Raw genomic sequence first — 26427 nt, 5'->3', positions numbered from 1 at the left:
AGTTGGCCTAGCGTGCAAAGTGCGCAAGTATGAAATATGGCCTCTCTTGTGAAGCCGGGGCGTTCACATAATGTAAGAAATGTCAGTTTTTCTGCCTTGGCGAGCGACACACCGGCAGTAATGCTGGGAGCGTTCTGTTTCCCCTTTAGGGTTGAAATGTGGCCGGGCACGCACAACTGGTCCACACCAATCCAGCAGTTGCAGGAGACGTCAATGGAAAGCATTACTTCCGACGCCCACACCCACGTGGAGCCGGAACCTTCAACCGCCGTGCCCTCGGCAGCTGGGAATCCCCTGCAGATCCGCTGGGGCCGAACACTTTTTGCCTGTCTTGGCCTGGTGGCTCTTGTGACGGCAGGCATTTCTGGGGCGTTGACAGTTTTTTCCCTCGGCTCTTCCGTATTTGCCTGGACGTCACTGGCCGTTTTTGCTGGCGTGATCGTAACCCTGCGTTCTCTTGCTGTGAGGGATCAGAATGCCCGTAGGAATGCCCGGAATGCGGCCCGGGCCATAGCTTCGGCGGAGTTCGAGGAGACCGCTTCGCCGGTCCCGGAACCCCGAGAAACAACTCTTTTTGATGGTGCCGAAGGTGCGCCGCCTGCTCCGGCGCAAAAGCCGCTTACTGCTGAAGAATTGCGGGCCGCAGCGATGCGCGTGGCAGCCAAGGGCAGCGCCGATGCCAAGCTGGCGCACACGCAGACATTGGCGGAAGGGGAGCTGGAAACGGAGACCTGGGAGCCCGTTGAAGTTCCTGTGCCTGGCTATGTCAGCGCTGCCCGGGCCTTGAGCCTGGAGAAGCCGCTAAATCTTCCGGAAGCGCCAAAGTCTGCCGGAACCTCCATCAAGGCCGATCAAGCCGGAGTGGGCACGGCTACCGGGCGCGAGGGTGTTGCGGTAGTTCCGGATGTTCCGCTCAACGAGGATGAGGTTGGCGCAAAGGCCGCCCCTGCACCGGGTGAACGCAGTCAGTACGCCTTGAACAACCTAGATGACGTGCTTCAGCGCAGACGCGCTTAACACTGAACCTAGTTAAAGCAGAACAGCCGAATCCTTTGGATTTGGCTGTTCTGCTTTAACGCTGTTCTGTTTTAACCCCGGGGGCGTACTGTGAGCAGCATGGTGAATTTGGCTGTGGCAGGAGGAACCGGGCTCGCCGGCCGGGCGGTGGTGGCCGAGGCCATTGTTGCCGGGCACAAGGTACGTTCCCTGAGTAGACACATACCCCCGGCTGATCAGCAGGTGGCGGGGGCGGACTATGTTCGCGCGGACTTTCGCTCAGGTGTTGGAGTGGCAGAAGCCTTGGACGGGGTGGAGGTCCTCATTGAAACCATGGACGCCTGCTCCGGGGCGGCGTTGAAGGCGCTGCCTGGGATGTCGGTTGCGGTTCTCGACTCTGCCGCTCGGGCAGGGATACGGCGTTGCGTGCTGCTGACGATTATCAACGCGCGTGAATGTGCCATGAGTTATTATCAGGTGCAGGCGGCGCGGGCCCTCAGCTACGAAAAATCAGAGATGCCCACAACAGTGGTTGAGGCTACCCAATTCCATAACTTGGTGGCAGGGATTTTCTCGGCGGCTTCCAGAATGGGAATCATCCCTGCTTTCAGGGGAGTCTGTTTCCAAGCAATTTCGACGGCGGACGTGGCGGCTGTTTTGGTGGCGGAAGCAGGGCGTGGCGGCCAGGAAAAAGTGAGTGTCCGTGCAGGGGGACCAGATGTCCAAACTATGCATGAGATGGCCCAAATCTGGAAAAGCGTCACCGGCAGCAAAGCAGTTATCTCACAGTTACCGCTGCCGGGTTCCTTCGGCGCGTTCCTGCGGGCAGGGCGAAACTTGATCCCTGACGATGTTGCTGGGGCCGTGGAGTTCCGTGAATGGTTGGCTGGCCACGCGGCCGGCTGAATCTGGCAGGCCTGCGGCGAAGACTTTGGAGCCTGGCTCTTAGGTTCGTTCCGCGCTGTGTCCACAATGCGCAAATCCCTGCGATTCTCATGCGGGCTAATGGCGATTTTGTCTCCAGCAACATTATGGGTTTATTCTGGAAAATGACGGGATCCGCGTGCTTGTGGATCTTGCCAGGGGCTATGGCGCAGTTGGTAGCGCGCTTCGTTCGCATCGAAGAGGTCAGGAGTTCGAATCTCCTTAGCTCCACCCATAGAGAAGCCATCTGACTAGGCTAAACGCCAGTCAGAGGGGCTTTTTCATGCCGCAAATAGGGGAGCAAAAAATGCGGCGCACCGCAAACGTACCGCAAAGACTCCCGTGCGCGACGCAGAGAAGCGCCCAACCCACTCGAGTATGCAGTGGGCGCGGCGCTGTTATATTCTTCGGCGGAGCCACGGAGGCGGCGACTTGGCGGAGGTCAATGCCGCACGGCCACGGCCCAGCAGGATGGGGGTGATGCCTAGGTGGAGCCGATCAATCAGGCCGGCCTTGAGGAAATCGCCTACAACGCTAGCCCCACCGCCAATCCGCACGTCCTTTCCTCCTGCCGCGCCTTGTGCCATAGCCAAGGCCTCGGCGGGCGTGGCTGAAATGAAGGTGAAGGTGGTTCCTCCCAGCATTTCCAGCGATGGCCGCTGCGAGTGCGTGAGTATAAACACCGGTGCCCTGAACGGTGGCTCCTCACCCCACCAGCCTTGCCACTTGGGATCGTCCGGGAAGTTGTGCAAGCCAAACATTCCGGCGCCCATGATCTCAGCGCCAATCCCCTCGAAATAAGCCTCTGCATAACGGTCGTCGACGCCGGTTGTGCCGCCGCCGCTCTCATCGTGCAGCACCCGCTGGCGGAACGTCCGGGTCGCCGTGTACGCCTGGACAAGCCGGCCCCAGTCAACGCCAAAGGGATTTTTCAGGGTTTGGTCGGTGGTGGTGGCGTATCCATCCAAGGAAATATTCAAATCTGCGCGAACAGTCATCACTTCTCCTGACAACTTCTCCTGACAAAAACTAGGGTGCTTCCATCTGAAATCACTCTATGAGGGCGCGGGACTAAGCCAAGCGGGAGGGTCAACTCGCTCTCGGCCCAGCTTTCTGGCGTCGATTACCAGCATGAGCGCCGCGGCAGCCGTTGATGCGGCCACAACAGTCTCGGTCCACCGCGCAGTGTCATGTGATTGGCCCGCAAACACAGGCGCAATCAGATACGTGGCGATGAGATAGCCAACCATACTTGAACCAATCAGGAACAGGGCGGCGGCTGAAGCAGCTGGCGCACGGCGCAACCACCGTACTGCCAAAATAATCAGCCCTAAGCCAGGCAGCCACGCCAAGTCGAGCCATTGATACAGCGGGGAAGCAATGCCTGCCATACCGGAGAGGAGAGCATGAGTTCCCATGAAGGTGAAAATTCCAGCCACCACAAGGACTACCATCACCTCCGCTGCGACGAGCGTGGCGGCGAAGACTGCGGCAATCACTTTGCCGGCCCTGTTGGGCGCCGTCGCGGCACTTCCGCCCGCTGCCGCGTTCCTTTGTGGTAGGACTCCCAGCAGTAGGACTCCTAGTGTCATGACGAGAATACCGACGGCCTGAATGAGGAGGCCCACCCCTAAAAGCTGGGCTGCCGTACCAATGGCTACCCAGTCGTACCAGGGGAAATAGTAGTCATAGACGTGGTCCTCAACTGAGAGGTCATCGGACCCCAAGGAGCCGCTAAAAATAACCCAGCGCTGGAGTGAGGCGGCGCATTGCAGTGCGGCAGAGCAGAAAAATATCCCCGCTGCTACGAGCAGGCAAATGTTCGAAGCCTTGCGCAAGCGAACCTTCCGCTCTGCCAGGGGGGAGGTGCCGTTATCCAGCATGTGCTCACCATAGCACCGGCCATAGTGACTTGACTCACAGCTGGTGTGCACCGCCCGTCAACCCCTCCGCCGGTGCGCTTTAGTCCTGTGCTTGGTGGCTCAGTAGACTTGCTTCTATGGAGGCCCTTGCATTGACCCGACGCGAGACGTGGTCAGTGGCCGGTTCCCTTCTTCTGCGTGGCAGCCTCATTGCCCTGATGCTGATCCTCGGGCTGCTGGCCATGCACGGCGTCCACAGGAGCGCCCCCGCCGCATTTCACGCCACACCTTTTCACGCCACACCTTTTCACGGCACGACGGCGGACTCCTCCAGCATGCACGGGGCGGGCCCTGCCGTGATGAGTGCAGCCGCTGACACCGGAGTTTTCATTGCCCCGGATGCCATGTGTGCCAATTGTCCATCCGGGGCGCTTTCGATGACCGTCAGTTGCGTTGCCGCCGTGGTTCTTGCTTTCCTGTTGCTCCTGCCCGGAATCCTGACCGGCCGCCTCCGGCAAGCGCCGCGCGCCGGACCACCTCCGCACGTGCATGGCCTTCCCCGGCCCAGTACCCCTTCTCTGAATTTCCTTTGCATCAATCGATGCTGAGGGGTAGAGCTCTTGCGCCCTACTGACACCTCTTCATTGATCAACAAGGAACACTCATGAATCAGAAAATTACCCGCCGTGCCTCCCTTTCCGGAGCTATCGCCATGGCTGCAGCTTCAATGCTGTTGTTGGCAGGATGTTCCACCCCGGCACCCACACCTTCGGCTGTCAGCGCCCCACCGAGCGCTGCCACAGAACTCATTGCTGAGCTCGGCTTTGACGGCAAGAGCGCCAAGGACGTCATCACCGAACTGGACACCCTGCCTGTGGCTGAGCGTTCCAGCGAGCTGATGGCGTCAATCCGGCCAGAAGCATTGACGCTGCGTGATGCCGCAAATCGTGAAGCTACCCTGCCCATGCCAGCCAACGAATTCTACGTTTCCGTGGCCCCGTATGTGAGCCAAACGCACGAATGTCATTTCCATAGCCTCACCACCTGTCTGGGCGAGTTGGCGAACCAGGAGGTGGAAGTCACCGTCACGAATGATGCCACCGGTGAGGTCCTCATCAAGGAAGCGCTGCACACCTATGACAACGGCTTTTTGGGGTTGTGGCTGCCGCGAGGAATCGACGCTACCTTGACCTTGAACCAGGGCGGCAAGAGCGCCACGCAGGTGCTGTCCACTAAAAACGCTGACGACCCCACCTGCGTCACCACCACGCAACTGAGCTAATAAAGAGATTCCTGGCCCTGTTCACGCACCCAACCGTGGGCATAACATCCTTCCATGGACTGGAAACTGGAACTTGTGTTTGCGCCGGCCTCTGACGTGGATAGGGCCAAGTATTTTTTATGTGAATAAGGTGAACTTCAACGCTGACTATGACGAGCGCCCCGGATGCGGATTTCGTTTTGTTCAGCTGACCCCACCTGGCTTGGCGTGTTCCATCTGCCTAGGGGAGGGGCTCACCAATGCTGCTCCGTGCTTCGCACCAAAGCTGCAAATGGTGGTGGCAAATATTGAAGCTGCTCATGCCCAGTTCGCCGCCACCGGTGTGGGCGCCACCGGTGTGGACGTCACCGGTGTGGACGTCCACACCTGGGGCAGCTTTGTTTACTTCGCCGATCCCGACGGCAACAAGTGGGCCGTGCAATCCATGGCCAGCCGGTCCAACGGCTGACCCTAACCCGCGTTATGGCGCAGAAGTGCCCTCTGCACGCCCGGGCAGGGAATCTCTGGAAGACTGCGGCTGTGATCCGGGCCTATAAGTTTCTTTCACTGCGCTCACATCATGTAGCATTACCAAGCCGTTACTTTTAACGGTTGTCATCGGGATTGTAACTTTCGGCAATAACCTGGGACGCCACGCCTCATACATCCATATGTAAGGGGCGATCCGTCTGTCTTTGCCCGAGGAATCATCCGTGACTTCGCCCTGTGAGGGCGCCGCCATTGCCGCCCGCCCCGCAACATGTGCGTCCTTTTTGGAAAAATTCGGTTCTCCTCGGCTCAGATGCTGGCTTCGACGACGTCGTCAAGCCTAGAGCGAAGGGAATTGTAGTGTTCAAGCAACTTTCAAAGATCGGCAAGGCATTTATGCTGCCGGTCGCCATTCTTCCGGCAGCTGGTCTGCTGCTGGGTATTGGCGGGGCACTGTCCAACCCCACCACGGTGGCCGCGTACCCGTTCCTGGACAACAACGTTCTGCAGGGCATTTTCGGTGTGATGTCTGCGGCCGGTGCCACCGTCTTTGACAACCTGGCGATCCTGCTCGCCGTTGGCCTGTGTATTGGTCTGGCCAAGCGAGACAAGGGCACCGCAGCCCTTGCCGGCGTGGTTGGGTACCTGGTCATGGTGGCCACCATCAAGTCACTGTTGGATATCTTTACCCCTGACGCCCCAGCCATTGACACCGGTGTTGTTGGCGCCTTGGTGGTGGGTGGCGCGGCAGTTGTTCTGCATAACCGCTTCCATAACATTCAGCTTCCGGCCGTGCTTGGCTTCTTTGGCGGTTCTCGCTTTGTCCCTATTGTGACGGCCTTTGCCGCCATCTTTGTAGGGGCCCTGTTCTTCCTTATCTGGCCGCCAGTCCAAATGGCACTGGTCAGCGCCGGCACCGGAATTGCCGGGATGGGCGCCTTTGGCACCTTCTTGTACGGCACACTGCTGCGCCTGAGCGGTGCCGCCGGACTGCACCACATGATCTACCCCATGTTCTGGTACACACCCCTGGGCGGCACTGAGCTTGTCAATGGTGTTCAGGTGGTTGGTGCACAGAAGATCTTCTTCGCCCAGCTCGCTGACCCTAACCATGTTGGCTTGTTCACCGAAGGGACCCGCTTCTTCGCAGGCCGCTTTGCCACCATGATGTTTGGCCTGCCCGGCGCCTGCCTTGCCATGTGGCACTGCATCCCCAAGGGCCGCCGCGCCAAGTACATGGGCTTGTTCGCCTCCGTTGCCTTGACCTCCTTTGTCACCGGCATCACCGAACCCATTGAATTCATGTTCTTGTTTGTGGCCCCGGTCCTGTACGTGGTCCACGCCATCTTTGACGGGCTCTCGTTCCTGATTGCGGACCTGCTCAACATCAGCATCGGTAACACCTTCTCCGGTGGCCTGATCGACTTCCTGCTCTTTGGCGTCTTCCAAGGCAATGACCGCACCAACTGGATCCTGCTCATCCCCGTGGGCGTGGTGTGGTTCTTCCTCTACTACTTCACGTTCAAATTCATGATCAAGAAGTTCAAGTTCGGCACACCCGGCCACCTGGAAGACACCCTCGGGAACGACGACGACGCCACGGCGGATGAAAAAGAGCTGGTTCCTGCCATGGCCGGTGGAATGGCAGCAGGTACTCCCATTCAGCAGGAAGCTGCACAGATCCTGATTGCTTTGGGTGGGGCCGAGAACTTAGAAGAGGTTGATGCCTGCATCACCCGCCTGCGTGTTTCCGTCAAGGACCCCGCCCAGGTGGACAAGGAGAAGCTGCGCAAACTTGGCGCAACGGGCGTCTTTGAAGTCAGCGGCGGCGTACAAGCCGTGTACGGCGGGAAAGCCATCCTTTACAAGAACGCAATTAATGAGAGTCTTGGCCTTGACGACTAATATCCTGGCCTCCCAACCATGCAAGGAGTCATTCACATGCTGAAAATGTTCAAGAAAAAGGGCGAGCAGATTTTCTCCCCTGCAGAGGGTACCGTGATGGCGCTTGCCGACGTTCCCGATCCAGTATTTGCCAGCGGCGCCGTTGGTGCGGGATTCGCCGTCGAACCGTCCGAAGGTTCCTTCCGCAGCCCTGTAGACGGCGAGTTGATCTTGGTGGCCAAAACGCTCCACGCCTTTGCCGTGCGCACAGATGCCGGCGCCGAAATTTTGGTCCACATTGGCATGGATACCGTGAAGCTCAAGGGCCAAGGATTCACCGGGCACCGAGTCAAGGGTGATCGTGTCCAGAAGGGTGATCTGATCATCAGCTGCGATCTGGCACAGATGAGCGCATTGGTTCCCTCCATGGTCACCCCTGTCCTGCTGACCAACGGCACGGCCTTTGCCATTGCGGAGACTGAAATCGGTGCGGACAACAGCGCTCCGGTGCTCACGGTTCGGAAAAAGTAGCATGTTGCCCCGCACGGGAACTGGCTGCGAGTTGAAGATGGCCGGAATCGCAGCATCATGGAACTGAAGCCGGGTGAATCCGCCACTATCAAGAGGGTTTACAACAACAACGTGTTGCTGGCCGGGCTCCCTGATGGCAGCGAGATGGTGCTGGTGGGCAAGGGCATTGGGTTCAACCACCGCCAGGGGGAAACTGTAGATGTTGAAGCGGCTGATCAACGATTTGTGCCCGACGGCAGCTTCGCCGCCAGCCATGGCGCTGGTGTTCTCGGAGACGCGCCGCTGGAACAAATTGAAGTGGCGCGGGAAATCATGGCGATGGTCCAGGCAGAGCTGAGGCTTGAGCCCCGGCTGTCATTGCTGGTGCCCATCCTCGATCACATGGGTTTCGCTGTGCAGCGCGCCCGTGAAGGGATCAAAGTTGACTTCCCGCTCCGCTGGGAAGTGGCACAGCTTTACCCGGCAGAGGGCAATCTTGGCCGGCGGGTTGTTGCCCTGATCAAGGAGCAGCTCGGTGTCCAACTCCAAGATGAAGAGTGGGTGGCGTTCGCCCTCCACTTCGTCAACCAGCAGTGGTCCACGTCCGACTTTTCCAAGACAGTTTCCATGACCGAGACCATCGCCAAGGTTTTCACCCTGCTATCCGTGCGGTGGCAGAGCAACATTGATGAAAACGCACACAGTGCCGCTCGCTTTGTCACCCACCTGCGTTTCCTCTTTGCCCGCTCGGCCAAAGCCACCACCTCAGCCGTACTAGGGGTGGATGTTTTTGAGTCTGTGCGTCAGGCCTACCCGGAAGCCGCTGAAGCAGCGCTTGAGGTGGCCGAGCTCATTGGAGAGGCCCTGAACCGGCACCTCGGAGCGGACGAAGTTTCTTATCTGGCACTGCACACGAGCCGGCTCTACGTCGAAATGCTTAAAACGGAGAATTCACCATGATTGACAACGCTAGCGCCATCACCGGAACCGGTGTTGTGTCAGGGCTCGCCTACGCTCCGGCACTGTGGGTGAATCCGGAACCCGAGCTGGCCTCCGGGTATGAAGCCTTACTCGTGGAGGACGTCCGGGATGCCGAGGCAGAGCGGTGGAAAGCTGCTGCCGAGATGGTGGCGGCACGTTTGTTCCAGCGGGCAGCCACGGTTTCTGGAGCGGCTGCCGAAGTCCTCAGCGCCACCGCAGCGCTGGCTGGTGACCGCGGTCTGCAGCGAGCCACGCTGAAGATGATCGCTGCCGGTTCCACGGCGGAGGCTGCCACCGTCGCCGCGGTAGGCGCGTTCATCGTCAAGTTTGAGAAGTTGGGCGGGCTCATGGCGGAGCGGGTTGCTGATCTAGGTGATATCCGCAACCGCGTGGTCTCTGAACTGCTGGGCCTGCCAGAACCTGGAGTTCCCACTCCGGCGAGCCCCATCATCCTCTTGGCAGATGATCTTGCCCCGGCGGATACGGCAACACTTGACCCTGCCCTGATCCGGGGCATTGCCACCAGATTAGGCGGGCCCACCAGCCACACCGCCATCATTGCCCGGCAGCTGGGCATCCCCTGCATTGTTGCTGCCGCAAACCTGGCAGATATTGTGGACGGTTCGGTGGTGCTCCTTGATGGTTTCGCAGGGACAGTGGAACGGGGGACCGTGCCGGCCGAGTCGGAGAGCAAGGTTTTGGCCGATGCCGAACGCCGGCTCGCCATCCAGTCCTGGCGAGGTCCGGGGCGGACCAAGGATGGAACAGCAATCGAAATACTGGCTAATGTTCAAGATGGTGCCGGTGCACGCATCGCGGCCGGATATCCCGCCCAAGGCGTGGGGCTATTCCGCACTGAACTGTGTTTCCTCTCCGCCCAAAGTGAACCGTCGGTGACCGAACAGGCCAGTATTTACGGCGAAGTGCTGGCTGCCTTCCCGGGACAGAAAGTTGTTTTCCGCACGCTCGACGCCGGATCGGATAAGCCGGTGCCCTTTGTCTCGCACCCGGATGAAGAAAATCCTGCCTTGGGTGTGCGTGGCATCCGGCTCGGCAACGTGGAGCCCGGAATCATAGAGCGCCAACTTGACGCTCTAGCGCTGGCCGCCGAGCAGCAAGGTATTGCCGGCGCCAAAGTCATGGCACCCATGGTTGCCACCCTCGATGAGGCGCGGAACTTTGCTACAGCATGCCGGGCACGCAAGCTCTCGCCCGGGATCATGGTGGAGGTGCCCTCCGTGGCGCTGCTGGCAGATGCCTTCATGGCAGAGGTGGACTTCTTCTCCATTGGCACCAACGATCTGACGCAGTACACCATGGCGGCGGACCGGATGGCACCCTCCCTGGCAGCACTGACAGATCCTTGGCAGCCAGCCGTGCTGGCGCTGATCAGCTTGAGCGCCGCCGCCGGAATCCGCAGCCAAAAGCCTGTGGGCGTGTGCGGGGAGGCGGCGGCCGACCCACTGCTCGCCTGCATCCTGATCGGCCTGGGTGTGAGCAGCCTGTCCATGGCCCCGGCCGCACTTGCCGGTGTAGGCATCCAGCTGGGCGAGGTAACACTGTCCCAGTGCAAAGAAGCTGCAGAAGCCGTCCTGCGCACCACCACCACTGAGCAGGCCAGGGCAACGGCCCGCGAGATGCTTTCATCAACCATCCATAGCAATTCCAAGGAGTAAGAAATTATGGCCAAGCAAACAGTCACCGTTGGATCATCCGTGGGTCTGCACGCCCGCCCCGCAGCCGTCATCGCGACGGCGGCAGGTGCCTACAATGAGGAGATCCTGCTCAGCATTGACGGCGAAGATCCGGTGGAAGCCACCTCCGCGCTGATGATCATGACACTCGGCGCCGATTTCGGTATGTCCGTGGATGTTGAGTCGGAAAATGCTGACGCGGTTGCGGAGATTGCAGCCCTGATTGCCAAAGATCTGGATTCCTAAAACCGTTCACCACTACACCCCCGGTCTGCAGACCGGGGGTGTAATGGGTTCTGCGCAGGAAGTGATCTGACGGGGCGCAGCTTTGAGCCAAACCAGAAATGGGGAGTCCCTCAGGCGCTACCGCTCGTTACGGAATATGTGGTGGAGTACGCAACAAAGCAGCCTTATCATTGCTTCTGGAAGCTATGGCAAAGTGCAGATAAGGCAGGGATCTATATGATCTGGCTTGGGAGGGCTAGTTATGGAACCAACTCCATGCCACGCGCAGACGCATTAGACGCTCGCAACTCCGCTCTCCGCCAGAGGTAGGGGGTCGCGGTGTTAGCTGTACTTCCGGCGATCGTTGAACTGCCGTGTAATCCTCAGTTTCTTGATGGATGAAGAGAACGTCATCTTTGAATACAATGGCGGCCCACCGACTGCGCTGAGGTCTTCGCAGAGATGAACTAGCACCTAGATCTCACACCGGGTAGAGCTCACCCTGGTTTATCCCGGAGATTGCCAAGTTTTGGTACCCGGCACTGGGCCACGCCCGCCACAAACCCCATCGCCGGGCCCGCAGATCAGCTCGGTACCGGAGGTCGGGGCACCATTTTTATGGGCTTCCGGTTCCGCGCTCGCCACAAAATCCGCATCGGCCACCAAGTCCGTGCCCGCCACCAAGTCTGGACCCACTACAAAAGGCCACATCCCTGAAGGTGGCTGCCCTCCATGTGCCGCGAACTTCGGATCCACTGTGATACTCCTTGCCGGCCGCGCAGGCGGCCATCTCCTTGGGCGCCACACCAAATGTTGTGCCCAAACGTGTCTTCGGAGACGGGCGCCTCATGGATTGCATTGGCGCCCAGGACCGCCTTGACCGCGGTGAGGTTGCCTTGGCCACGTCCTGCATGGACTGATGGCCCGAGCGGAAGGTGTACTTGTTGGCGCCGGTGACCGCGTCAGTGGCTGCGGGTCCGGAAATGTAGAGGCCCTTGTTCTGCTCGGCCTGCCCAACAAGTTTCAACGCAATGCCGGAGGAAGCGGTCCCGGCGAGGATCTTGTAATCCTTGCCGATGAGTTCCTTGGCAACAGTGACAGCCTTGTCGGGATCCCCGCCGTCGTCGTGGTAGGCGATGTTCAAGGCGGTCTCGCCTACCTTGTTGCTCCACTTGGTGGCGTAGTCCAGACCAGCCTGCAGGCCCTCGTAGTTGGCGTCACCGTGGACGGACAAGGGTCCTGTCTTGGAGTGCACAACGCCGATGTTTACCGCTGCAGGGCTGTCGCTGCTTTGCGTCTCGGTGCCCGGAGTTGTGCTCGGTGCACAGGTGGTAAGGGTCAGACCGGCGGTTAGCACCGCAGCGGTGAGGAACTTCTTCGTTGCCTTCACTTAAGTGGCCTTTCGTTGCGGGTAGGCCCGCCGATGGAACTTTTCCCGGATGCAGATGGGACTGGAATAAGTCCGTAACCTCAAAGGTGATTCAGGTTACGTAAAAGACAGTATGCGGCGCATCACATCCGGTCACTTGGCGCCCTGCCACGGGCCCTGCCCCGGGCCCTGCCACGGTGCCCAGCGAAGTGGTCAAGGTAGCCGGCCCGGCCCAAAAGCGTCAGGGGAACTGACTATTGTGGAGGTTATGGATCTTTCCCTTATCCCCTATGTGGAGTATGCGGCCCTCAGGGACCTTGTTGGACCGGCGGCAGTGCACCGCGGGCTTGACTACTCCAGCAATGGCTATGTTCACAACATTGCGTGGGTTGAAGAACGGCTCCAATTACAGTGCCGAGTCAGCGGAAGCCGGGGAGAGACCTACACCACTAGTGCTTCCTTTGCGGATGAGCCCAAGGGTGCGGTCCTCACCGGAGGCGCGTGCAGCTGCCCGGTGGGCTGGAATTGTAAGCACGTGGCGGCCTTGGTGTTTTCCAGCAACTTCATGCTGGAAGAAACCGATCCTGCGGGGCTACCCAGCACGGCAATCGCTCCCGCCGCCAAGCGGATCGCCACGAAGAAGCCTGCCACCGAGCAGACCGGCAAGGTCCAAGCGCTCATGCCCAAAACAAAGAAGCCGGTTCCCGTCCAGCCAGCGCCCTGGGAACAAAAGCTTGAAGCGATTCTCCACCCACCAGTGGTGGCTGCGCCCTCGTATTGGGGCCGGATGCAGGCCGTGGGTGCTGGGGAAACCACAAGTCCTCTGGCGCTGCAATTTGAGTTGCTCGAAGAACCGGTGGATCCCTACGCAGCCCGGAGCTCGTCGCGGAAGAAGTCAAGAACCAGCCGCGTCAAAACTGAGCAGAAGCCGCGTGTACGGCTCGGGGTGCGCCCCGTCATGCGCAACGAGGCAAACAAGTGGGTTGTGGGCAAGCTCGCCTGGGACTCCATGCACCAGTTTTATTACATGGGTGGCTTGAATCCGGAGCACAAGAAGTGGTTGCAGGTTTTTGACTCCCTCTTTAAAACCACCAGAACCGGTTATAGCACTGGCAAGTGGATGTGTCTGGATGACTACAATTCGCCCCTGTTCTGGAACTTGCTGGCCCAGGCCCGTGAAATTGGTCTGGACTTTCTCACGTCGCGAAAGTCCACCACCGTCACGTGGGCCGCGGAGGTTGACGTGAGCACGGAGGTCATCTCCACGGATGACGGCGGTATCCGCCTGGCCGCCCATGCAAACATCAACGGAACCGTGCTTGACACGGCCATGATGGGCACCCTCGGAACACCCGTTCATGGCATCTTCTGGTGGACCGGCGGAAACGAAAAAACCGCACTCACCCAGCGTGATATCCATTTCGCGCCGGTCAAAGGAGCCGTGGGGGAAGCGCTGAAGTTGCTGATCGAGGGTAGGTCCCCGGTGGACATCCCCGCAGCCGCCCGGGAGCACTTCCTCACCAACTACTACCCGCAGCTGCGCCACAGCATGGACCTGCGTTCTCATGACGGCAGCACTGGACTGCCGGAAATTCGGGACCCGGAACTTGTCCTGACAGCCGTTCATATTCCGCCGGTTCCGGCCACCAAACCGGACCGGAGGCGCAAGGGCGCCACCCAGCCTGCCAGTCAGTCCGCCAAAGCAACCGGACCCGCTGTGGAGTTGCACTGGCACTGGGAATACGTTGTTGGCCAAGCGACCACCAGATACCCCATGGTTCACGACGGCACCGGTCAACGTGATGATGCGTTCGAGACCCGGCTGCTCCAGAATGTGGTGGAGGCGCTCGTCGATTTCCCCGCAGCCACCAGGGAATCCTTTCCACACCCACCCAGCATGCATCCGGGCAGCAACGAGCCGGTGCATCTGAAGGATGTTGCCGCGGCCAGATTCAGCACCGAGGCGCTGCCAGCCCTGGCCGGCCTCGAGCAGGTACGCGTGGACACTACCGGTTCGGCGCCGGACTATAAGGAGCTGACGGGGACCCCGCAGATTGGCATTAGCACCCGGGCAACGGGCGACGGCGACTGGTTTGATTTGGGTGTCACCGTCGCCTTGGGCGGGGCGGATATTCCGTTCGGCGAGTTGTTCTTGGCGCTGGCTTCGGAGGAAGAGCACCTGATGCTGCCCAGTGGGCACTATTTTTCACTGGACCAGCCCGAATTTGAGCAGCTGCGCCGGCTGATCGAGGAAGCCCGGAGCCTGCAAGAACCCGGGGAGTCCTTAAAGATCAGCCGCTACCAGGGCGGACTGTGGGAAGAACTTAAGGAACTGGCCACCACGGCTGAGCAGGCGCAGGCGTGGGAGAAGTCCGTGTCCGGGCTGCTTGAACTGCAGGAGGTTGGCGCAGTTCCGGTCCCGGCAACACTTCATGCCTCACTGCGCCCCTACCAGCAGGAAGGATTCAACTGGCTGGCGTTCCTGCATGAACATGGCTTGGGCGGGGTTTTGGCCGATGACATGGGGCTGGGTAAAACACTGCAGACCCTGGCTCTGATCACCCATGCCAAGGCAACGGCGCCCCACAGGAACTCGCTGCCGTTCCTCGTTGTTGCACCTACCTCGGTAGTGTCCAATTGGGAGGCCGAAGTCCGCCGTTTCGCGCCCAGCCTGACCACTACGGCCGTCACCGATACCCTGCGCAAGAGCGGCAGCGATGCCGCAGCATTGGTGAGCGGGGCCGACGTCGTGATTACCTCCTATGCACTCTTCCGCCTGGACAACCAGGCGTACGCGAGCCAAGCGTGGGCGGGGCTGATCCTTGATGAGGCCCAGTTTGCGAAGAACCACCTCACCAAGGCAAACCAGTTGGCGCGCACTTTCCCTGCCCCTTTCAAGCTGGCGATTACCGGCACGCCCATGGAAAACAACCTAATGGAGCTGTGGTCACTTTTCGCCATCACCGCCCCGGGGCTGTTCCCCTCGCCCACCCATTTTGCCGACTACTACCGCAAACCGGTGGAGAAGGACGGGGACGCGCAGCGGCTTGCGCAATTGCGGCGCCGCATCCGGCCACTGATCATGCGGCGCACCAAGGACGCCGTTGCCAAAGAGTTGCCGGCCAAGCAGGAACAGGTTCTGGAACTGGAACTCGCGCCCCGGCACCGGGTCATTTACCAGCGCCATCTGCAGCTTGAACGTCAAAAAGTCATGGGCCTGCTGGGGGACATGGACAAGAACCGCTTCGCGATTTTTAAATCTCTGACCACGTTGCGGATGCTCAGCCTGGATGCCTCGTTGGTGGATCCGAAGTATGCCAGCGCCCCGTCCAGCAAGCTCGATGTGTTGTTTGAACAACTTGAGGACGTGGTGGCTGAGGGGCACCGGGCACTGATTTTTAGCCAATTCACCTCATTTTTGGGCAAGGCCAGGGAGCGTTTGGATGCGGCGGGGATTGAGTACGCCTATCTGGATGGGAAAACCCGCAAGCGAGGTGAGGTGATCGAGGGGTTCAAGTCCGGGACGGCGCCGGTGTTTTTGATCAGCCTGAAATCGGGCGGCTTTGGTCTAAACCTGACGGAAGCGGACTATTGCTTCCTGCTGGATCCTTGGTGGAACCCGGCCACCGAGAACCAGGCCGTGGACCGCACCCACAGGATCGGGCAGACAAAAAACGTCATGGTGTACCGTCTGGTCGCCAAGGACACCATCGAGGAGAAGGTCATGGCGTTGAAGGAAAAGAAGGCGAAATTGTTCACTTCCGTCATGGATGATGAGGCCATGTTCTCCTCCGCCATCACCTCCGAGGACGTGCGGGGACTCTTTGACGCGTAGCGGCCGAGGACAGGAAGGCCACCATGGGGAGCTCTCTCCATGGCAGGACTAGATCGAGGGATGTAGCCTCAGAAGCAAGATAGGTCAGTCTAAAGTCAGCGAGGCAGTGGTGGCGCAATTCCTTGGTTCCGACGTAGGCGAGCTACGTGGTTTTGCTAAAGACATCTCTTCTGCGTCAGATGATCTGGACCTGGTGAGCAAAAAGCTCACACAATTGATTGTGCAAAATCGTGGCTGGCAAGGCCCTGATGCCCAGCGGTTCACCAGCCAATGGCACGGTAGGCACCGTCCCACGCTGGCAAAAGTGGTTCAAGGACTTCTCACCACGAGCAGGGAACTGCGGGTGCAGGCGGATGAACAAGAACGCACCAGCCTGGCTGCAGACATTACGTCTCAAGGTGGCGCAACGTCCCCGGATCACTCAAGTTCGCGGTATCCGGACAGGGGCAGTGCCGATCTCAGCGAGCAGGCGTTGGCGGACTTGAAGGTATTGGTGGATAAGGCGGCGGATACCGATAATATTTTCCGAGGTAACGATGCAGACATTGAAAAGCTGCGCAAGGCACTCGATGAACTGACCCCCGCAGAACTGGATCAGTTGCTTGCGAGCCTCTCTGACCAGGACCTTAACGCCCTGGGCCAGGCGCTTGCCAAGGACGGCAAGGGTATCTTCAACTGGGAAGGAACAACTCCGTTTGAACGTCAAATGCTGCTGGAGAAGATCCTGTCCAAAGCGTCACCAGAACAAGTTGCCCGGATTAAGGAACAAATCCCGTGGGTCCAGCCAAACGCTGTTGCTCAAGGTGATGCTGCACGCCCAGGCGGTGCTAACAGCGATGATTCAAATGAGTGGATGAATCCCTCCGGGCCCGTAGTGGGCACTCATCCGGGCAAGGATGATATCAGCCAAGGCGGTTATGGCGACTGTGTTGTTATGGCCGGACTTGGGACAATAGTGGATAGGGACCCAAACTGGGTCCGGGATCATGTGGTGGACAACGGCAACGGCACTGTTTCAGTCCAGCTGTATGACAAGAACGGCAATCCCCAATGGGTGAGCGTTACCAATGATCTTCCAGCCGCGGACGGCGGAGCGCAGAAGGGGGCCCAGCCAGGGGTCAACGGGAATTGGCCCGCGTACGTTGAGAAGGCCTTGGTGCAGGTCTATGGCGAAGATGACAGCAATGATGGCACCAACAGCCACGGAGTCAAGGACAAGATTTACGGGCCGGGCGAATACCGGGCTATTGAAGGAAACTACGGCAAGGATGCACTGTCGTATCTAAGTGGAGATGATGTTTCCACCATCACTTCATCCCAACAGTTGTGGTCTGCTGTGGAGAATGGGCAGCCTGCAATTGTGACAACCAAGTCCGAGTTACCCGACGGCGCTCCCGACGGATACGTTGCCAGCCATGCCTTCTTTGTTGACGGAATGGATGCGGAGGGCAACATTATTTTGCAGAATCCCTGGGGCCCAGACAGGCCGAAGGCGCACATGAGCCCCCAACAATTTGAGGAAATGTTCGGTAATGCAAGTATTGTGGCGCCATGATGGTTCAACACCGGCGTTTTCTGGCCACGGCAGTACTGGCTGCATGCCTGAGCTTAGTGGCATGCTCCACGGGTTCTACGGCTGATCCAACAATAAAGGTAAAGGAATCTTCCATGACAGCAAGCAATGACGGCTGCACCGGTGAAGGACACTACACGCTCGCAACGTCCGCAGTGGGTCCGGTGCCAGCGCTTCCCGCGTCCACCCTTGGAGCCGGCTACACTCCAAAGATTGGCCTGGTTGGCACCAAAGTGAACGCGAAGGTGCCCACCGTCAGCCTCATGGTGTGGGCCAATGAACCCAAGCCCTCAACGGATGAAACTTTCAAGGATCTGGCACTCGGGGACGAACTGACGTTTCGCGGATACACCCTGAAAATTACCTCTATCTGCCCCGGCAATACCCAATTTGATCTACTCACTCAGGCCGAACCGACAGACTAATGAAAGGGGCGACGGCGGTTGCCGCACCTTTTACGTCCAAGGTGCGGCAACCGCCGCCGTACTTCAGTAATACAGGCTGCTGCTTAGAGCAGTTCGGCGCGTAGCTCGGCGGCGGACTTGGGGGAGAGCAGACCGGGTGCCACATCGAAGACCGTCTTGGCGCCGAACTGGCCGGCCTGGCTCATGCGGTGCACGGCGCGGGCGTAAGCAACCAACACGCTGGAGGTGAACTCCGGGTTGCTTTCCAAGGCGAGGGAGTACTCAATGACCTGGGCGTGCTCATCCGTAGTGTTGCCGCTGCGAATTACAAAACCGCCGTGCGGCATGGCTGCGTGGTCACGGGCCAGCTCATCAGCGGTGATGAAGTTGACAGTGGTATCGTACTGGTCAAAGTAGTGTTCCATGCCCACGATCTCAGCGCGCACGGCATCCTCGGAGGCGCCATTTGCCAACACCACAAAGCATTCGCGGGTGTGCTTCTGGCGCGTGGTCAAAACCGGGCGTGAGCCGCTACGGACCTCTTCAATGGCGGCCTCAGACGGGATGGTGTACTGGACGCCGCCGGAAACGCCAGCCACACGGCGGATGGCGTCCGAATGTCCCTGACTCAGGCCGCGACCCCAGAAGGTGTACGTTTCTCCGTCGGGCAGCAACGCCTCGCCGTAGACGCGGTTGATGGAGAACATGCCCGGATCCCAGCCTGCGGAGATCAGCGCGGTCTTCTTGTTCGCCAAGGCGGGGGCGTCCACCGCGGCGAAGTGCTCAGGGATGCGCGCGTGCGTGTCAAAGCTGTCCACCGTGTTGAACAGGGCAGCCAGTTCCGGGCCCTGCTGAGGGAGGTCAGACTTGGAGCCGCCACACAGGATCAATACGTCAACGTGGTCCCCGTGCCCGCCTAAGTCGTCCATGGAAAACACGGGAGCACCGGCATTCAACGGCACCAGATCTGAGGGGTTGCGGCGTGTGTAGATGCCCACCAATTCCATGTCAGCGTTCTTGGCAATGGCTGCCTCAACCCCGCGACCTAGGTTTCCGTAACCGGCAATTCCAATACGAATCGGCGCACTCATGAGTTCTCCATCCAGTCCTCGGGCCGCTCTTCGTTGACGGCCTCATCCACTGGCATTAACGGTACCGCCTACCGCCTTGCCAACGCACAGTGGAACCGGCAGGCGGACAGGGAAGCCAAGTGCCGGCGTCGTGCCGGGGCCGGCCTAGTGCTTGGGGAAAGTGGCGTGCCGGGGGATAACGGCGTGCCGGCCGGGAAATCAAACCTCGTTGAGCTGCTGTTCTAAGAACCCCAACGTCTTCTCCCACGCAATCCGAGCTGCTTCGGGGCGGTACATGGAGGTGTTGGAGTCGTTGAAGAATGCATGACCGGCACCGGGGAATACGGTGGGGCGGAAGTCAACCCCCGCTACCGCCATGGCTGCGGTGAGCTCCGGGAGAGCGCCCATCAAGCCGGTATCTTCCTCACCGTAGAAGGCAAGTATTGGGCAGGTGATGCTGTAAAGCTCGTCACCAGCGAACGAGGCATGGCCGTAGAAGGGCACTGCCGCAGCCAGCCGCGGCTCTTGCATGGCCAAGGCAAATACGTAGCTGCCGCCAAAGCAAAAACCGACGGCCGCCGTCCGGTCTGCACCCTCAGGTGTTGCCTCTAAGTAGTCAAAAACAGCGGCAACCCCCGCCGTGATGGCCGCGGCCTTTTCTGGTGAGTTCAAGGGCGCCATGGCGGCCCGGATCTTCGGCTGCACCTCATCTTGGGCACTATGATCCTTGCGGCGTTCGCCCAGCTCCGCCAGCAGCACCGCATTCAAGCCTGCCAACCCCATCAGATCCGGTGCCACAGCCAGGTAGCCTTCCGCCGCGAACCGATCGGCGACCTCGCGGATGTGCGGGACCAAGCCCCAAATCTCGTGGATGACCACCACGGCACCCCGGGCGGGGCCTGATGGTTCAGCCCGGTACCCCTGAAAATCCTGTCCTGCTGCAGAAAAATCAATCATTGTGCCCATAGGTCAACACTGGCACGCTCGGGCGCAGCTTTCCAGAGGTCTGGGGAACTTTCGCACACCCACAATGTTGCCTATGCGCACGCGGGCGGCACACCGGCCACCAGACCCACCCCACCTGGCGGTAAACTTGGTGTGGGTGTTTTCCCTGCCCCGCCTCACCACCAAAGGACCACACCCATGAGCTTGATCCGCCTCAACGACGTTTCCGTGCGCTTTGACAAGGTTGCGGTGCTGCGCGAAGCGTTCTTCAAGCTCGAGGCAGGGGACCGGGTGGGACTGATTGGGCGCAACGGTTCCGGCAAGTCCACGCTCCTGAAGCTCGTCATGGACCAGGTGGAGCCCGATTCCGGCACAGTCGCCGTGGAACTGGGCACCAAGATTGGCTATTTTTCGCAATTCTCTGAGCTCAACGGTTCTTCCACCATCCTGGAGGTACTCGAGGAAGTCTTCGCGCACGTTAAAGAGGTCGAGGCGCAGCTGGCCGAGATTGATGGTGCGCTCGCCGTCGATCAGTCCGAGACGGAGATGGACCGGCTCATCCACCGCCAGTCCGAACTTTTTGCCGACATGGACCGGCTGGATGGCTGGGATTACCAGCGTTCCATTGACAAAGTTCTGACCACGCTCGGCTTCAACGAGGCCCACCGCGTGTGCGCCATTGATGAACTCTCCGGCGGCTGGCGTAACCGTGCAGCGCTGGCCAAGATCCTGCTCGAGGCACCCGATGTGCTGCTGCTCGATGAGCCCACCAACTACCTTGACGTGGCCGGCGTGGAATGGCTGGAGGGCTGGTTTAAGAACTTCCAAGGCGCGGCCATCATCGTCTCACATGATAGGAAATTCCTGGACTCCGTGGTCACGCGCATCATCGAGGTGGAGAACTTCCATCTGCACGAATACCCCGGCAGCTTCAGTGAATATGTGGTGGCCAAACAGTTCCGGCTCAAGACCCTGGAGAGCCAGTTCATGCACGAATCTGAACTGCTCGCGTTCGAAGCCGAGGGGATTTCTGACCGCCGCGAGGCCTCCAAGGCGGCGTCTAAAGGTCTCGATTCCAAGCTGTCCAAGATTAAGAAGTCACGTGCGCCGCGTCCCGTGGACAAGATCATCACCGAGATTTACGGCGGCCTGCATGTCAAGGATGTGCTGTGCCGGGTGGAGTCGCTGAGCAAGTCCTATGGCGAGCGGACGCTGTTCAGTGACCTCAGTTTTGAGATTCGCCGCGGCAACCGGATTGTGGTGCTCGGCGCTAATGGTTCGGGCAAGTCCACGCTGCTGCGCGCCCTGACGGGGGAGGAAGAGGCCGACGCAGGTTATGTCACCTGGGCGAAGGGTGGCGGGCTGGTCTCCTACAACCAGGTTCTGGCGGATCTGGACCCGGAGGACACCGTCACGCACGCGGTCAACGCGATGCCTGACAGCCTTGCCCTGACAGCAACAAAGAAGTCCGTCAACCGTTTCCTGGCCATGTTCCAGTTCTCGGAAGCTGATTTGAAGCAGCGGATCGGAGCGCTCTCGGGTGGTCAGCGCGCCCGCGTTGCCATGGCCCAGTGCCTGCTCTCCGGCGCCTCGGTATTGGTGCTCGATGAGCCCACAAACCACCTGGACATGTCCAGCACTCAGGTCATGGAGCGGGCCCTCTTGCACTTCCCGGGCGCCGTTTTGGTGGTCAGTCACGACCGCTTCTTCACTGACAAGATCGCCAACCGCCGCCTCGTTTTCAACCCGGACGCGCCCGGGCAGATTGACGTACGCATGGGCTAGCCGCCTGGTTTTCGTTGGTCGGGTTTGCAGGCTTCAGTTTTCTGGGGGCCTGTGGTTCGGTGCCTGTGGTTCGGCGGACGGGGGTGGGTTCCCGTTCGGTGAATCGAGTATTTGTTTGGGTCCTACTACGCCTTGATTATGGTAGGACTGAAAAGGGGGTGTGAGTATTTGGGAGCCGTCCCCGGGGACCGGGTCTGCACAGCCACACAGGATGTTTGCATCAAGATCACGTTGTTCCTATACCCAGGACTTCAAGGATGAGCTTTGCCGCGAAGTCCTCAGTACCTCCAAGCCTGTGGTGGAGGTTGCCAAGTACTGCGGGGTCGGCACCGAGACACCGCAGCTACCGGTGCCGAGAGAGCCAGGCTGAAGGGCCTCGTGCGTGAAAATCAGGAGTTGGGGTAAGAGAATTTATTTTTGAAAAAAAGCCAGCGCTTGACTATCGCGAGGGAGCAGCGGTACTGAGCAAGTATGAATATATTGAATCCCAAGGAAACGAGCCCACCGAGATCAATGCTGAAGCCGCTGCGTTGATCCCGGATTGAGTCAATCGCCACTTCACTGCCGCTGAGCCAGGGCTCAAATTCATTGGAGATCGCGTCTACATTCACGCGTGGCAGGGATTCATTTATCTGGCCACCGTTATCTGCTGCTATTCCAAGCGTGTCGTCGGCTGGGCCATCGCTGATCATATACGGGCTGAGCTCGTCGAGACCGCGTTGCGCAACGCTGAAGTAACGACCCTAATCACTCCTATCGTAACTTGGCACTCTGATCGCGGCAGGGGTCTCTACCTCCGCCTCATTCCGAACCTTTGTCAAGGGCTTGGGCATGCGTTCTTCCAGATGCCGCACCGAGGTTTGCTGGGATTGTGAGAAACTCAGAGCATCGGATTTAGTCGTGGTTTGACCCGTGTTGGGATTGACCGCCACGTAAATCGTGGCCTTTCCTTGAATTGATCTGTCGACCGCGGCTAAGCCTGGCGCAGGGTTCCGCCTGCTAAGTTATGTCCCAATAGGGGCCTAGCCTTAAGTGCTATTTGCTCGCGTGTACCGTCACGGTCCTGACTGGCTTTCCTTTCACGGAACCACCTGATGGCACCTTGAGTCAAGGGTCGATCTTATGACTAGCACCGTTTTGAAGCGCCCGAGAAAGACCCGAGAAGCCTTCCACGGTGAAGGAGTGGCCCTAGGCGTTGACACGCGTAAGGACGTTCATATTGGGGCGGTAGGGTGCCAAGCATGCTAGTTGGTAATCCACTAGTCACTACGTGGTGAGTGCAAGGGTTGCTTCGTTCTCAAGGGCCTTGGGAGTCGTGATGGATTTCAGCCACGGGTTGTGTCACTAGAAGTCCCGGTCTAGTGGGGGCGTCTCCGTCACTGGGGTTGTGGATGAAGCAGAACCATTAGTGTTTCTGACAGTTGAGAGAGGACTCCACACCATGTTTGCAGAGGTTGTGTTCGTGCGCAGACTGCTGGAACCACTGGCTACACTGCCCACCGTGACGCTAATGACGGTGCGGGGAATCCCATTGATAGTTACCGTTGAAGCAGTCATGGTTGCGTTCAAATAAACAGTCCTGAAGCTCTTGGCGAAGTTACCCTTGGTATTGACCGAGCCCAAGTTCACGGAGCTGTTGGACCGCTGGATGTCTACGGTGTCCCCACTGTTTCCTAGCCCCAGCAGGTTCCCGTCTCGTAGACGAATGGTCACAGGGATGGGCGCTCCGTTCCAGCCTGGAGACACGGTGGTGAGATTCACCAGTTGGCTATAGCTGAAATTCAAGGTGTCGCCATTGTCGATTCGTCCAGCGATTCCGGGGCCATTGGTGGTTTGAATGTCCGATGCACGCAATGGGCTATTATCCACCCGTCGATTGGCAATGGTGCTGGAGATGGTTTCTTTACCGGTGGCATCTAGCAGGATGGCGCGGATGTCGAACAGTCCATCGGTCACTGTTGCGGTGTTCCAAGGGCAGGAGAAAGGTGCAGCGTTTACGCTGCATCGCGTGGTCCAGGTTGTGGTCCCTGCTGGGGCTGTTTGGATACGAACATTGGTGATGCCAGCGGTGGAGTTAGCAAAAGCACGAAGAGTGACTGAGCCCGTAAGGTACGCTCCAGGATCTTCTACTGAAACTGTGGCCACGGTGTTATCAACCGTGCGGTAAGAAGTAGCAGAAGAGAACGAGGTGTTTCCTGCTTCGTCGGTGGCAACAGCACGGAAGCTGTAGGTGCCGTAAGCCATGGTGGTGGTATCGAAGCGACAAGAGTATGGTTCTTCCTCGAGGTTGCACATTGTGACCCATGTCGAGGTACCAGAGCGCAGATACTGTACTTGTACTTGAGCCACTCCGGAGGCCGCATCCGAGGCAGTTGCTTCGAATGTGGTGGTGCCGCGGATCATGACTCCTGGATCTTTCAAAGAAACCAAGGGCGCAGTATTGTCCACCAGCACATCTGTAACGATGTTGGAATATGTCGTGCTAGTTCCGGAGACGGCTACGGCACGGAGGTCGTAGTCCTTATCAGCGATCGATGTGGTATTCCACGCACAGTCATAGGGCGTTATGAGTTTCTGACAGATCGGTTTCCAGTTATTGGTATCAGCGAGGGTGTATTCAACTCGTACCGTGTAGGGGATGGTTCCAGGGCTACTGAGTGTTGTGCTGAGGTTGATAGTGCCGCGGGCAGTTTCGCCGGGATCAGTTAGGACCACAGTAAAGGAGTTAGCCACCGTGGTACGGATCGGTTCGCTTGTGGTGCTGAGGCCGACTTTATCTGTCGCTGTGGCGCGCAGCAGGTAGGCGCCATCAGGCAGAGTCGTGGTGTTCCACGCGCAAGCGTAGGGAGTGGATTCAGACGTGCACAGGTTGACCCATGTGCCGGTAGATGCCAGTGCATACTGGATAACCACTTTACGGATACCACTGCCAGCATCCGCCGCTGTTGCACTCAGCAGCACAGTGTCCCTGACCGTGGTCCCAGGGCTTGCTAAAGTCACCGTGGGAGGGACCCAGTCGGTCGCTGCGCTGAAAGTATTAGCAACGTTGGTAGAAGTGGCCGTGAATGCGGCCGAGGAGAAAGCGCTGGCGCCCATCACCGTCATAGCAACCAGAGTTGCAACAATTCCAAAAGCTGTACTGATCCTCTGAACCGGCGAGGCAACAGTCTCATCCGGCCAACCCGTAGCCTGTTGGATTTGTTCGGTCTCTGCAAGCCCCGAGGCGTTATCATCGCCGCCATCGATTGGGTCATCTCCATCGTCGATGCCGTTGCCGCCACCATTGCCGCAGTCATCCTGCGGGGAAGTATCCTCTCCGTGATCCTCTACGGAGCGGCGGCTGGTGACTCCGAGAACCGCTGCTGCCACGGCTGCCAGAGTCAACAGGGACCATAATGCAAGGGGAGAGAGGTCGCCGCTCGCTAGCCACAGCCCTGGTAGCCCAACCCATGGGATGAGCAAACGCGCCTGACCGTTGATCTGCTCCCGCGTGATCGGGGTGCTATCAACGTCAACGTTGGCATCGCCGGCTGTCACAAACGTGCCATCCGTGTTTTCCCCCACGATGCGGTGCAGGCGGGTTTTCTCAACTCCGCTAGGCTCGGCCTCCGCAGGGCTGCGGTATTCCACCACCCCACCCATGGGAACAGGACTGTCAGCATCCAATGGGGCCGCTAAGACTACGTCACCGCGCGAGATGTGCGGTTCCATAGAACCGCTCTGCACCACAGTGCCGTGCCAGCCGAAGAGGACGGGCAGGACCGCAAAAAAGGCAAGGCAGAGCATTACGCCTAGATACAATCGCGAGGTTAAGGCGGCGAGAAAACGCAACCAACCATCAGCAGCAAAAAGCTCTGCCACCCAGGAAGGACCCGGCACAGAGCCGGTCCTGTCCCGGGTCACTATTTATGAGCTATCAGGTTACGGGATGACCGGAGAATCGTTTGACTGGAGTTCCCAGACGAGGTCGATGCTCACCACTGCTCCCTGCATGGCGTTGACTTCATCTTGGCTCATTCCGGTGGTGTCGAAACGCCAAGTCCCGCGGTAGCTTTGGGTTTCGCCCGGTGTTCCTGAGGTGTCCCACTCTGCACCGCCGGTGGCGAAGTCACGGTTGACGGTGGCCAACTGAGACAACGGAAGCTCCGGAACATCGTTGGCGGTCGGTGTGAATCCGGTGCAGTCATTGAATGAGCCGCCGGTGCCCTGTTCCAAGTCGAAGAAGATCTTGGCTTCTAGACCCTTGGAAGTGACTAGATTCTGTGTGTAGGCGCGAACTGTGCCTGGAACGGTGGAGTTGGAGGTGACCACGATGCACTTTTGGCCGGTCTGGCCAGGAACAATCTTCTCTACCGTGAATGCTGCGGCACCTAGGTCGTCATCGGTGAGGGTGACGTTGCCGGCGCTCCAAGAGTTTCCCGCATTGCGGGTGGAGGCCGTGAAAGCGGCCTGAGAGCCTTGCCAGACCATACCGCCAGCGATCAAAATCGCGATGGGAGCGGCAGCATACATGCTGATTCTACGTGTACGTGATGAGGGAGTGCGCATTTTCTGAGACCTTGCAGTTGGACCGAATGAGTGACATGTTTCATGCCCGGTCTGCCCGTCTAACATTGTTAA

20 protein-coding genes, 1 tRNA gene and 2 pseudogenes are annotated in these 26427 nt (G+C 59.1%); 16 read left to right on the top strand and 7 right to left on the bottom strand.

Annotation, left to right across the window (positions count from 1 at the left end; translation table 11 throughout):
- Positions 1-213: 213 nt before the first annotated feature.
- The 3 genes from ABIB48_RS08760 (at position 214) to ABIB48_RS08750 (ending at position 2151) form a co-directional block, all read left to right on the top strand.
- A complete protein-coding gene (locus ABIB48_RS08760) occupies positions 214-1017 on the top strand; it encodes a hypothetical protein (protein ID WP_354212780.1) in 804 nt (267 codons plus the stop codon).
- A gap of 99 nt (positions 1018-1116) precedes the next feature.
- Positions 1117-1902: an SDR family oxidoreductase gene (locus ABIB48_RS08755; RefSeq protein WP_354212779.1), complete on the top strand. Its 786-nt coding sequence runs from the start codon at positions 1117-1119 to the stop codon at positions 1900-1902.
- A 176-nt stretch (positions 1903-2078) separates the two neighbouring features.
- Positions 2079-2151, top strand: a tRNA-Ala gene (locus ABIB48_RS08750).
- A 167-nt stretch (positions 2152-2318) separates the two neighbouring features.
- On the opposite strand, the gene ABIB48_RS08745 is transcribed toward ABIB48_RS08750, so the two are convergent.
- Both ABIB48_RS08745 and ABIB48_RS08740 read right to left on the bottom strand, forming a co-directional pair.
- Positions 2319-2918, bottom strand: a complete 600-nt coding sequence (locus ABIB48_RS08745) for a dihydrofolate reductase family protein (RefSeq protein WP_354212778.1) — start codon at positions 2916-2918, stop codon at positions 2319-2321.
- 57 nt (positions 2919-2975) lie between these two features.
- Positions 2976-3803, bottom strand: coding sequence for a hypothetical protein (locus ABIB48_RS08740; protein ID WP_354212777.1), 828 nt, complete (start codon positions 3801-3803; stop codon positions 2976-2978).
- A 116-nt stretch (positions 3804-3919) separates the two neighbouring features.
- On the opposite strand from ABIB48_RS08740, the gene ABIB48_RS08735 reads away from it, so the two are divergent.
- The 8 genes and pseudogenes from ABIB48_RS08735 (at position 3920) to ABIB48_RS08700 (ending at position 10847) form a co-directional block, all read left to right on the top strand.
- Positions 3920-4390: a hypothetical protein gene (locus tag ABIB48_RS08735; protein WP_354212776.1), complete on the top strand. Its 471-nt coding sequence runs from the start codon at positions 3920-3922 to the stop codon at positions 4388-4390.
- Between the two features lie 56 nt (positions 4391-4446).
- Positions 4447-5064 carry a CueP family metal-binding protein gene (locus ABIB48_RS08730; protein ID WP_110105631.1) on the top strand — a complete coding sequence of 206 codons (618 nt, stop codon included), beginning with the start codon at positions 4447-4449 and terminating at the stop codon, positions 5062-5064.
- 54 nt (positions 5065-5118) lie between these two features.
- A pseudogene (locus ABIB48_RS08725) lies at positions 5119-5512 on the top strand (VOC family protein).
- Positions 5513-5892: 380 nt separating this feature from the next.
- On the top strand, positions 5893-7437 hold the full coding sequence (locus ABIB48_RS08720) for a PTS transporter subunit EIIC (protein ID WP_110105632.1): 1545 nt from the start codon (positions 5893-5895) through the stop codon (positions 7435-7437).
- 36 nt (positions 7438-7473) lie between these two features.
- Positions 7474-7947, top strand: a complete 474-nt coding sequence (locus ABIB48_RS08715) for a PTS sugar transporter subunit IIA (protein ID WP_110105633.1) — start codon at positions 7474-7476, stop codon at positions 7945-7947.
- Positions 7948-8004: 57 nt separating this feature from the next.
- Complete coding sequence (locus ABIB48_RS08710) at positions 8005-8886, top strand: PRD domain-containing protein (protein WP_110105634.1); 882 nt, start codon at positions 8005-8007, stop codon at positions 8884-8886.
- Positions 8883-10583 carry a phosphoenolpyruvate--protein phosphotransferase gene (gene ptsP / locus ABIB48_RS08705; RefSeq protein WP_354212775.1) on the top strand — a complete coding sequence of 567 codons (1701 nt, stop codon included), beginning with the start codon at positions 8883-8885 and terminating at the stop codon, positions 10581-10583. Before ABIB48_RS08710 ends, ptsP begins: the two co-directional genes overlap by 4 nt.
- A gap of 6 nt (positions 10584-10589) precedes the next feature.
- The gene (locus tag ABIB48_RS08700) at positions 10590-10847 is read left to right on the top strand and encodes an HPr family phosphocarrier protein (protein WP_354212774.1); all 258 of its coding nucleotides are present in this window, start codon (positions 10590-10592) and stop codon (positions 10845-10847) included.
- 595 nt (positions 10848-11442) lie between these two features.
- On the opposite strand, the gene ABIB48_RS08695 is transcribed toward ABIB48_RS08700, so the two are convergent.
- Positions 11443-12216 carry an ABC transporter substrate-binding protein gene (locus ABIB48_RS08695; protein WP_354212773.1) on the bottom strand — a complete coding sequence of 258 codons (774 nt, stop codon included), beginning with the start codon at positions 12214-12216 and terminating at the stop codon, positions 11443-11445.
- Positions 12217-12463: 247 nt separating this feature from the next.
- Here ABIB48_RS08695 and ABIB48_RS08690 point away from each other — a divergent pair, with 247 nt between their 5' ends.
- The 3 genes from ABIB48_RS08690 (at position 12464) to ABIB48_RS08680 (ending at position 18028) form a co-directional block, all read left to right on the top strand.
- The gene (locus ABIB48_RS08690; protein WP_354212772.1) at positions 12464-16030 is read left to right on the top strand and encodes a DEAD/DEAH box helicase; all 3567 of its coding nucleotides are present in this window, start codon (positions 12464-12466) and stop codon (positions 16028-16030) included.
- 106 nt (positions 16031-16136) lie between these two features.
- Entirely contained in the window at positions 16137-17585 is a 1449-nt protein-coding gene (locus ABIB48_RS08685; protein ID WP_354212771.1) for a C2 family cysteine protease, read from the top strand.
- A gap of 113 nt (positions 17586-17698) precedes the next feature.
- Entirely contained in the window at positions 17699-18028 is a 330-nt protein-coding gene (locus ABIB48_RS08680) for a hypothetical protein (protein ID WP_110105640.1), read from the top strand.
- Between the two features lie 83 nt (positions 18029-18111).
- On the opposite strand, the gene ABIB48_RS08675 is transcribed toward ABIB48_RS08680, so the two are convergent.
- Together ABIB48_RS08675 and ABIB48_RS08670 are read right to left on the bottom strand one after the other, a co-directional pair.
- Complete coding sequence (locus ABIB48_RS08675) at positions 18112-19098, bottom strand: diaminopimelate dehydrogenase (protein WP_110105641.1); 987 nt, start codon at positions 19096-19098, stop codon at positions 18112-18114.
- Positions 19099-19296: 198 nt separating this feature from the next.
- Positions 19297-20043 carry a dienelactone hydrolase family protein gene (locus tag ABIB48_RS08670; protein ID WP_354212770.1) on the bottom strand — a complete coding sequence of 249 codons (747 nt, stop codon included), beginning with the start codon at positions 20041-20043 and terminating at the stop codon, positions 19297-19299.
- Between the two features lie 177 nt (positions 20044-20220).
- Between ABIB48_RS08670 and ABIB48_RS08665 the strand changes: the two genes are divergently transcribed.
- Positions 20221-21807: an ABC-F family ATP-binding cassette domain-containing protein gene (locus tag ABIB48_RS08665; RefSeq protein WP_354212769.1), complete on the top strand. Its 1587-nt coding sequence runs from the start codon at positions 20221-20223 to the stop codon at positions 21805-21807.
- Positions 21808-22018: 211 nt separating this feature from the next.
- Positions 22019-22677 (top strand): annotated as a pseudogene (locus ABIB48_RS08660) (DDE-type integrase/transposase/recombinase); the annotation flags it as partial.
- A gap of 474 nt (positions 22678-23151) precedes the next feature.
- Here the strand turns inward: ABIB48_RS08660 and ABIB48_RS08655 are convergent.
- Entirely contained in the window at positions 23152-25518 is a 2367-nt protein-coding gene (locus ABIB48_RS08655) for an Ig-like domain-containing protein (protein WP_354212768.1), read from the bottom strand.
- Positions 25519-25728: 210 nt separating this feature from the next.
- On the bottom strand, positions 25729-26319 hold the full coding sequence (locus ABIB48_RS08650; RefSeq protein ID WP_354212767.1) for a hypothetical protein: 591 nt from the start codon (positions 26317-26319) through the stop codon (positions 25729-25731).
- Positions 26320-26427: the final 108 nt, after the last annotated feature.

This window comes from Arthrobacter sp. UYCu511 (genome assembly GCF_040547105.1).
Taxonomy (GTDB): domain Bacteria; phylum Actinomycetota; class Actinomycetes; order Actinomycetales; family Micrococcaceae; genus Specibacter; species Specibacter psychrochitiniphilus.
The sequence above is the reverse complement of the archived record's forward strand: the minus strand, read 5'-3'. Positions and strand labels throughout refer to the sequence as shown.

Bases quoted from the DNA above. Each gene is read 5' to 3' on its own strand.
- ABIB48_RS08700 (WP_354212774.1), top strand. From the start codon at position 10,590: ATGGCCAAGCAAACAGTCACCGTTGGATCATCCGTGGGTCTGCACGCC.
- ABIB48_RS08665 (WP_354212769.1), top strand. From the start codon at position 20,221: ATGAGCTTGATCCGCCTCAACGACGTTTCCGTGCGCTTTGACAAGGTT.
- ABIB48_RS08740 (WP_354212777.1), bottom strand. From the start codon at position 3,803: ATGCTGGATAACGGCACCTCCCCCCTGGCAGAGCGGAAGGTTCGCTTG.
- ptsP (WP_354212775.1), top strand. From the start codon at position 8,883: ATGATTGACAACGCTAGCGCCATCACCGGAACCGGTGTTGTGTCAGGG.
- ABIB48_RS08680 (WP_110105640.1), top strand. From the start codon at position 17,699: ATGACAGCAAGCAATGACGGCTGCACCGGTGAAGGACACTACACGCTC.
- ABIB48_RS08735 (WP_354212776.1), top strand. From the start codon at position 3,920: ATGGAGGCCCTTGCATTGACCCGACGCGAGACGTGGTCAGTGGCCGGT.
- ABIB48_RS08670 (WP_354212770.1), bottom strand. From the start codon at position 20,043: ATGGGCACAATGATTGATTTTTCTGCAGCAGGACAGGATTTTCAGGGG.
- ABIB48_RS08745 (WP_354212778.1), bottom strand. From the start codon at position 2,918: ATGACTGTTCGCGCAGATTTGAATATTTCCTTGGATGGATACGCCACC.
- ABIB48_RS08730 (WP_110105631.1), top strand. From the start codon at position 4,447: ATGAATCAGAAAATTACCCGCCGTGCCTCCCTTTCCGGAGCTATCGCC.
- ABIB48_RS08710 (WP_110105634.1), top strand. From the start codon at position 8,005: ATGGAACTGAAGCCGGGTGAATCCGCCACTATCAAGAGGGTTTACAAC.
- ABIB48_RS08655 (WP_354212768.1), bottom strand. From the start codon at position 25,518: ATGGAACCGCACATCTCGCGCGGTGACGTAGTCTTAGCGGCCCCATTG.
- ABIB48_RS08715 (WP_110105633.1), top strand. From the start codon at position 7,474: ATGCTGAAAATGTTCAAGAAAAAGGGCGAGCAGATTTTCTCCCCTGCA.
- ABIB48_RS08650 (WP_354212767.1), bottom strand. From the start codon at position 26,319: ATGTATGCTGCCGCTCCCATCGCGATTTTGATCGCTGGCGGTATGGTC.
- ABIB48_RS08675 (WP_110105641.1), bottom strand. From the start codon at position 19,098: ATGAGTGCGCCGATTCGTATTGGAATTGCCGGTTACGGAAACCTAGGT.
- ABIB48_RS08760 (WP_354212780.1), top strand. From the start codon at position 214: ATGGAAAGCATTACTTCCGACGCCCACACCCACGTGGAGCCGGAACCT.
- ABIB48_RS08755 (WP_354212779.1), top strand. From the start codon at position 1,117: ATGGTGAATTTGGCTGTGGCAGGAGGAACCGGGCTCGCCGGCCGGGCG.
- ABIB48_RS08690 (WP_354212772.1), top strand. From the start codon at position 12,464: ATGGATCTTTCCCTTATCCCCTATGTGGAGTATGCGGCCCTCAGGGAC.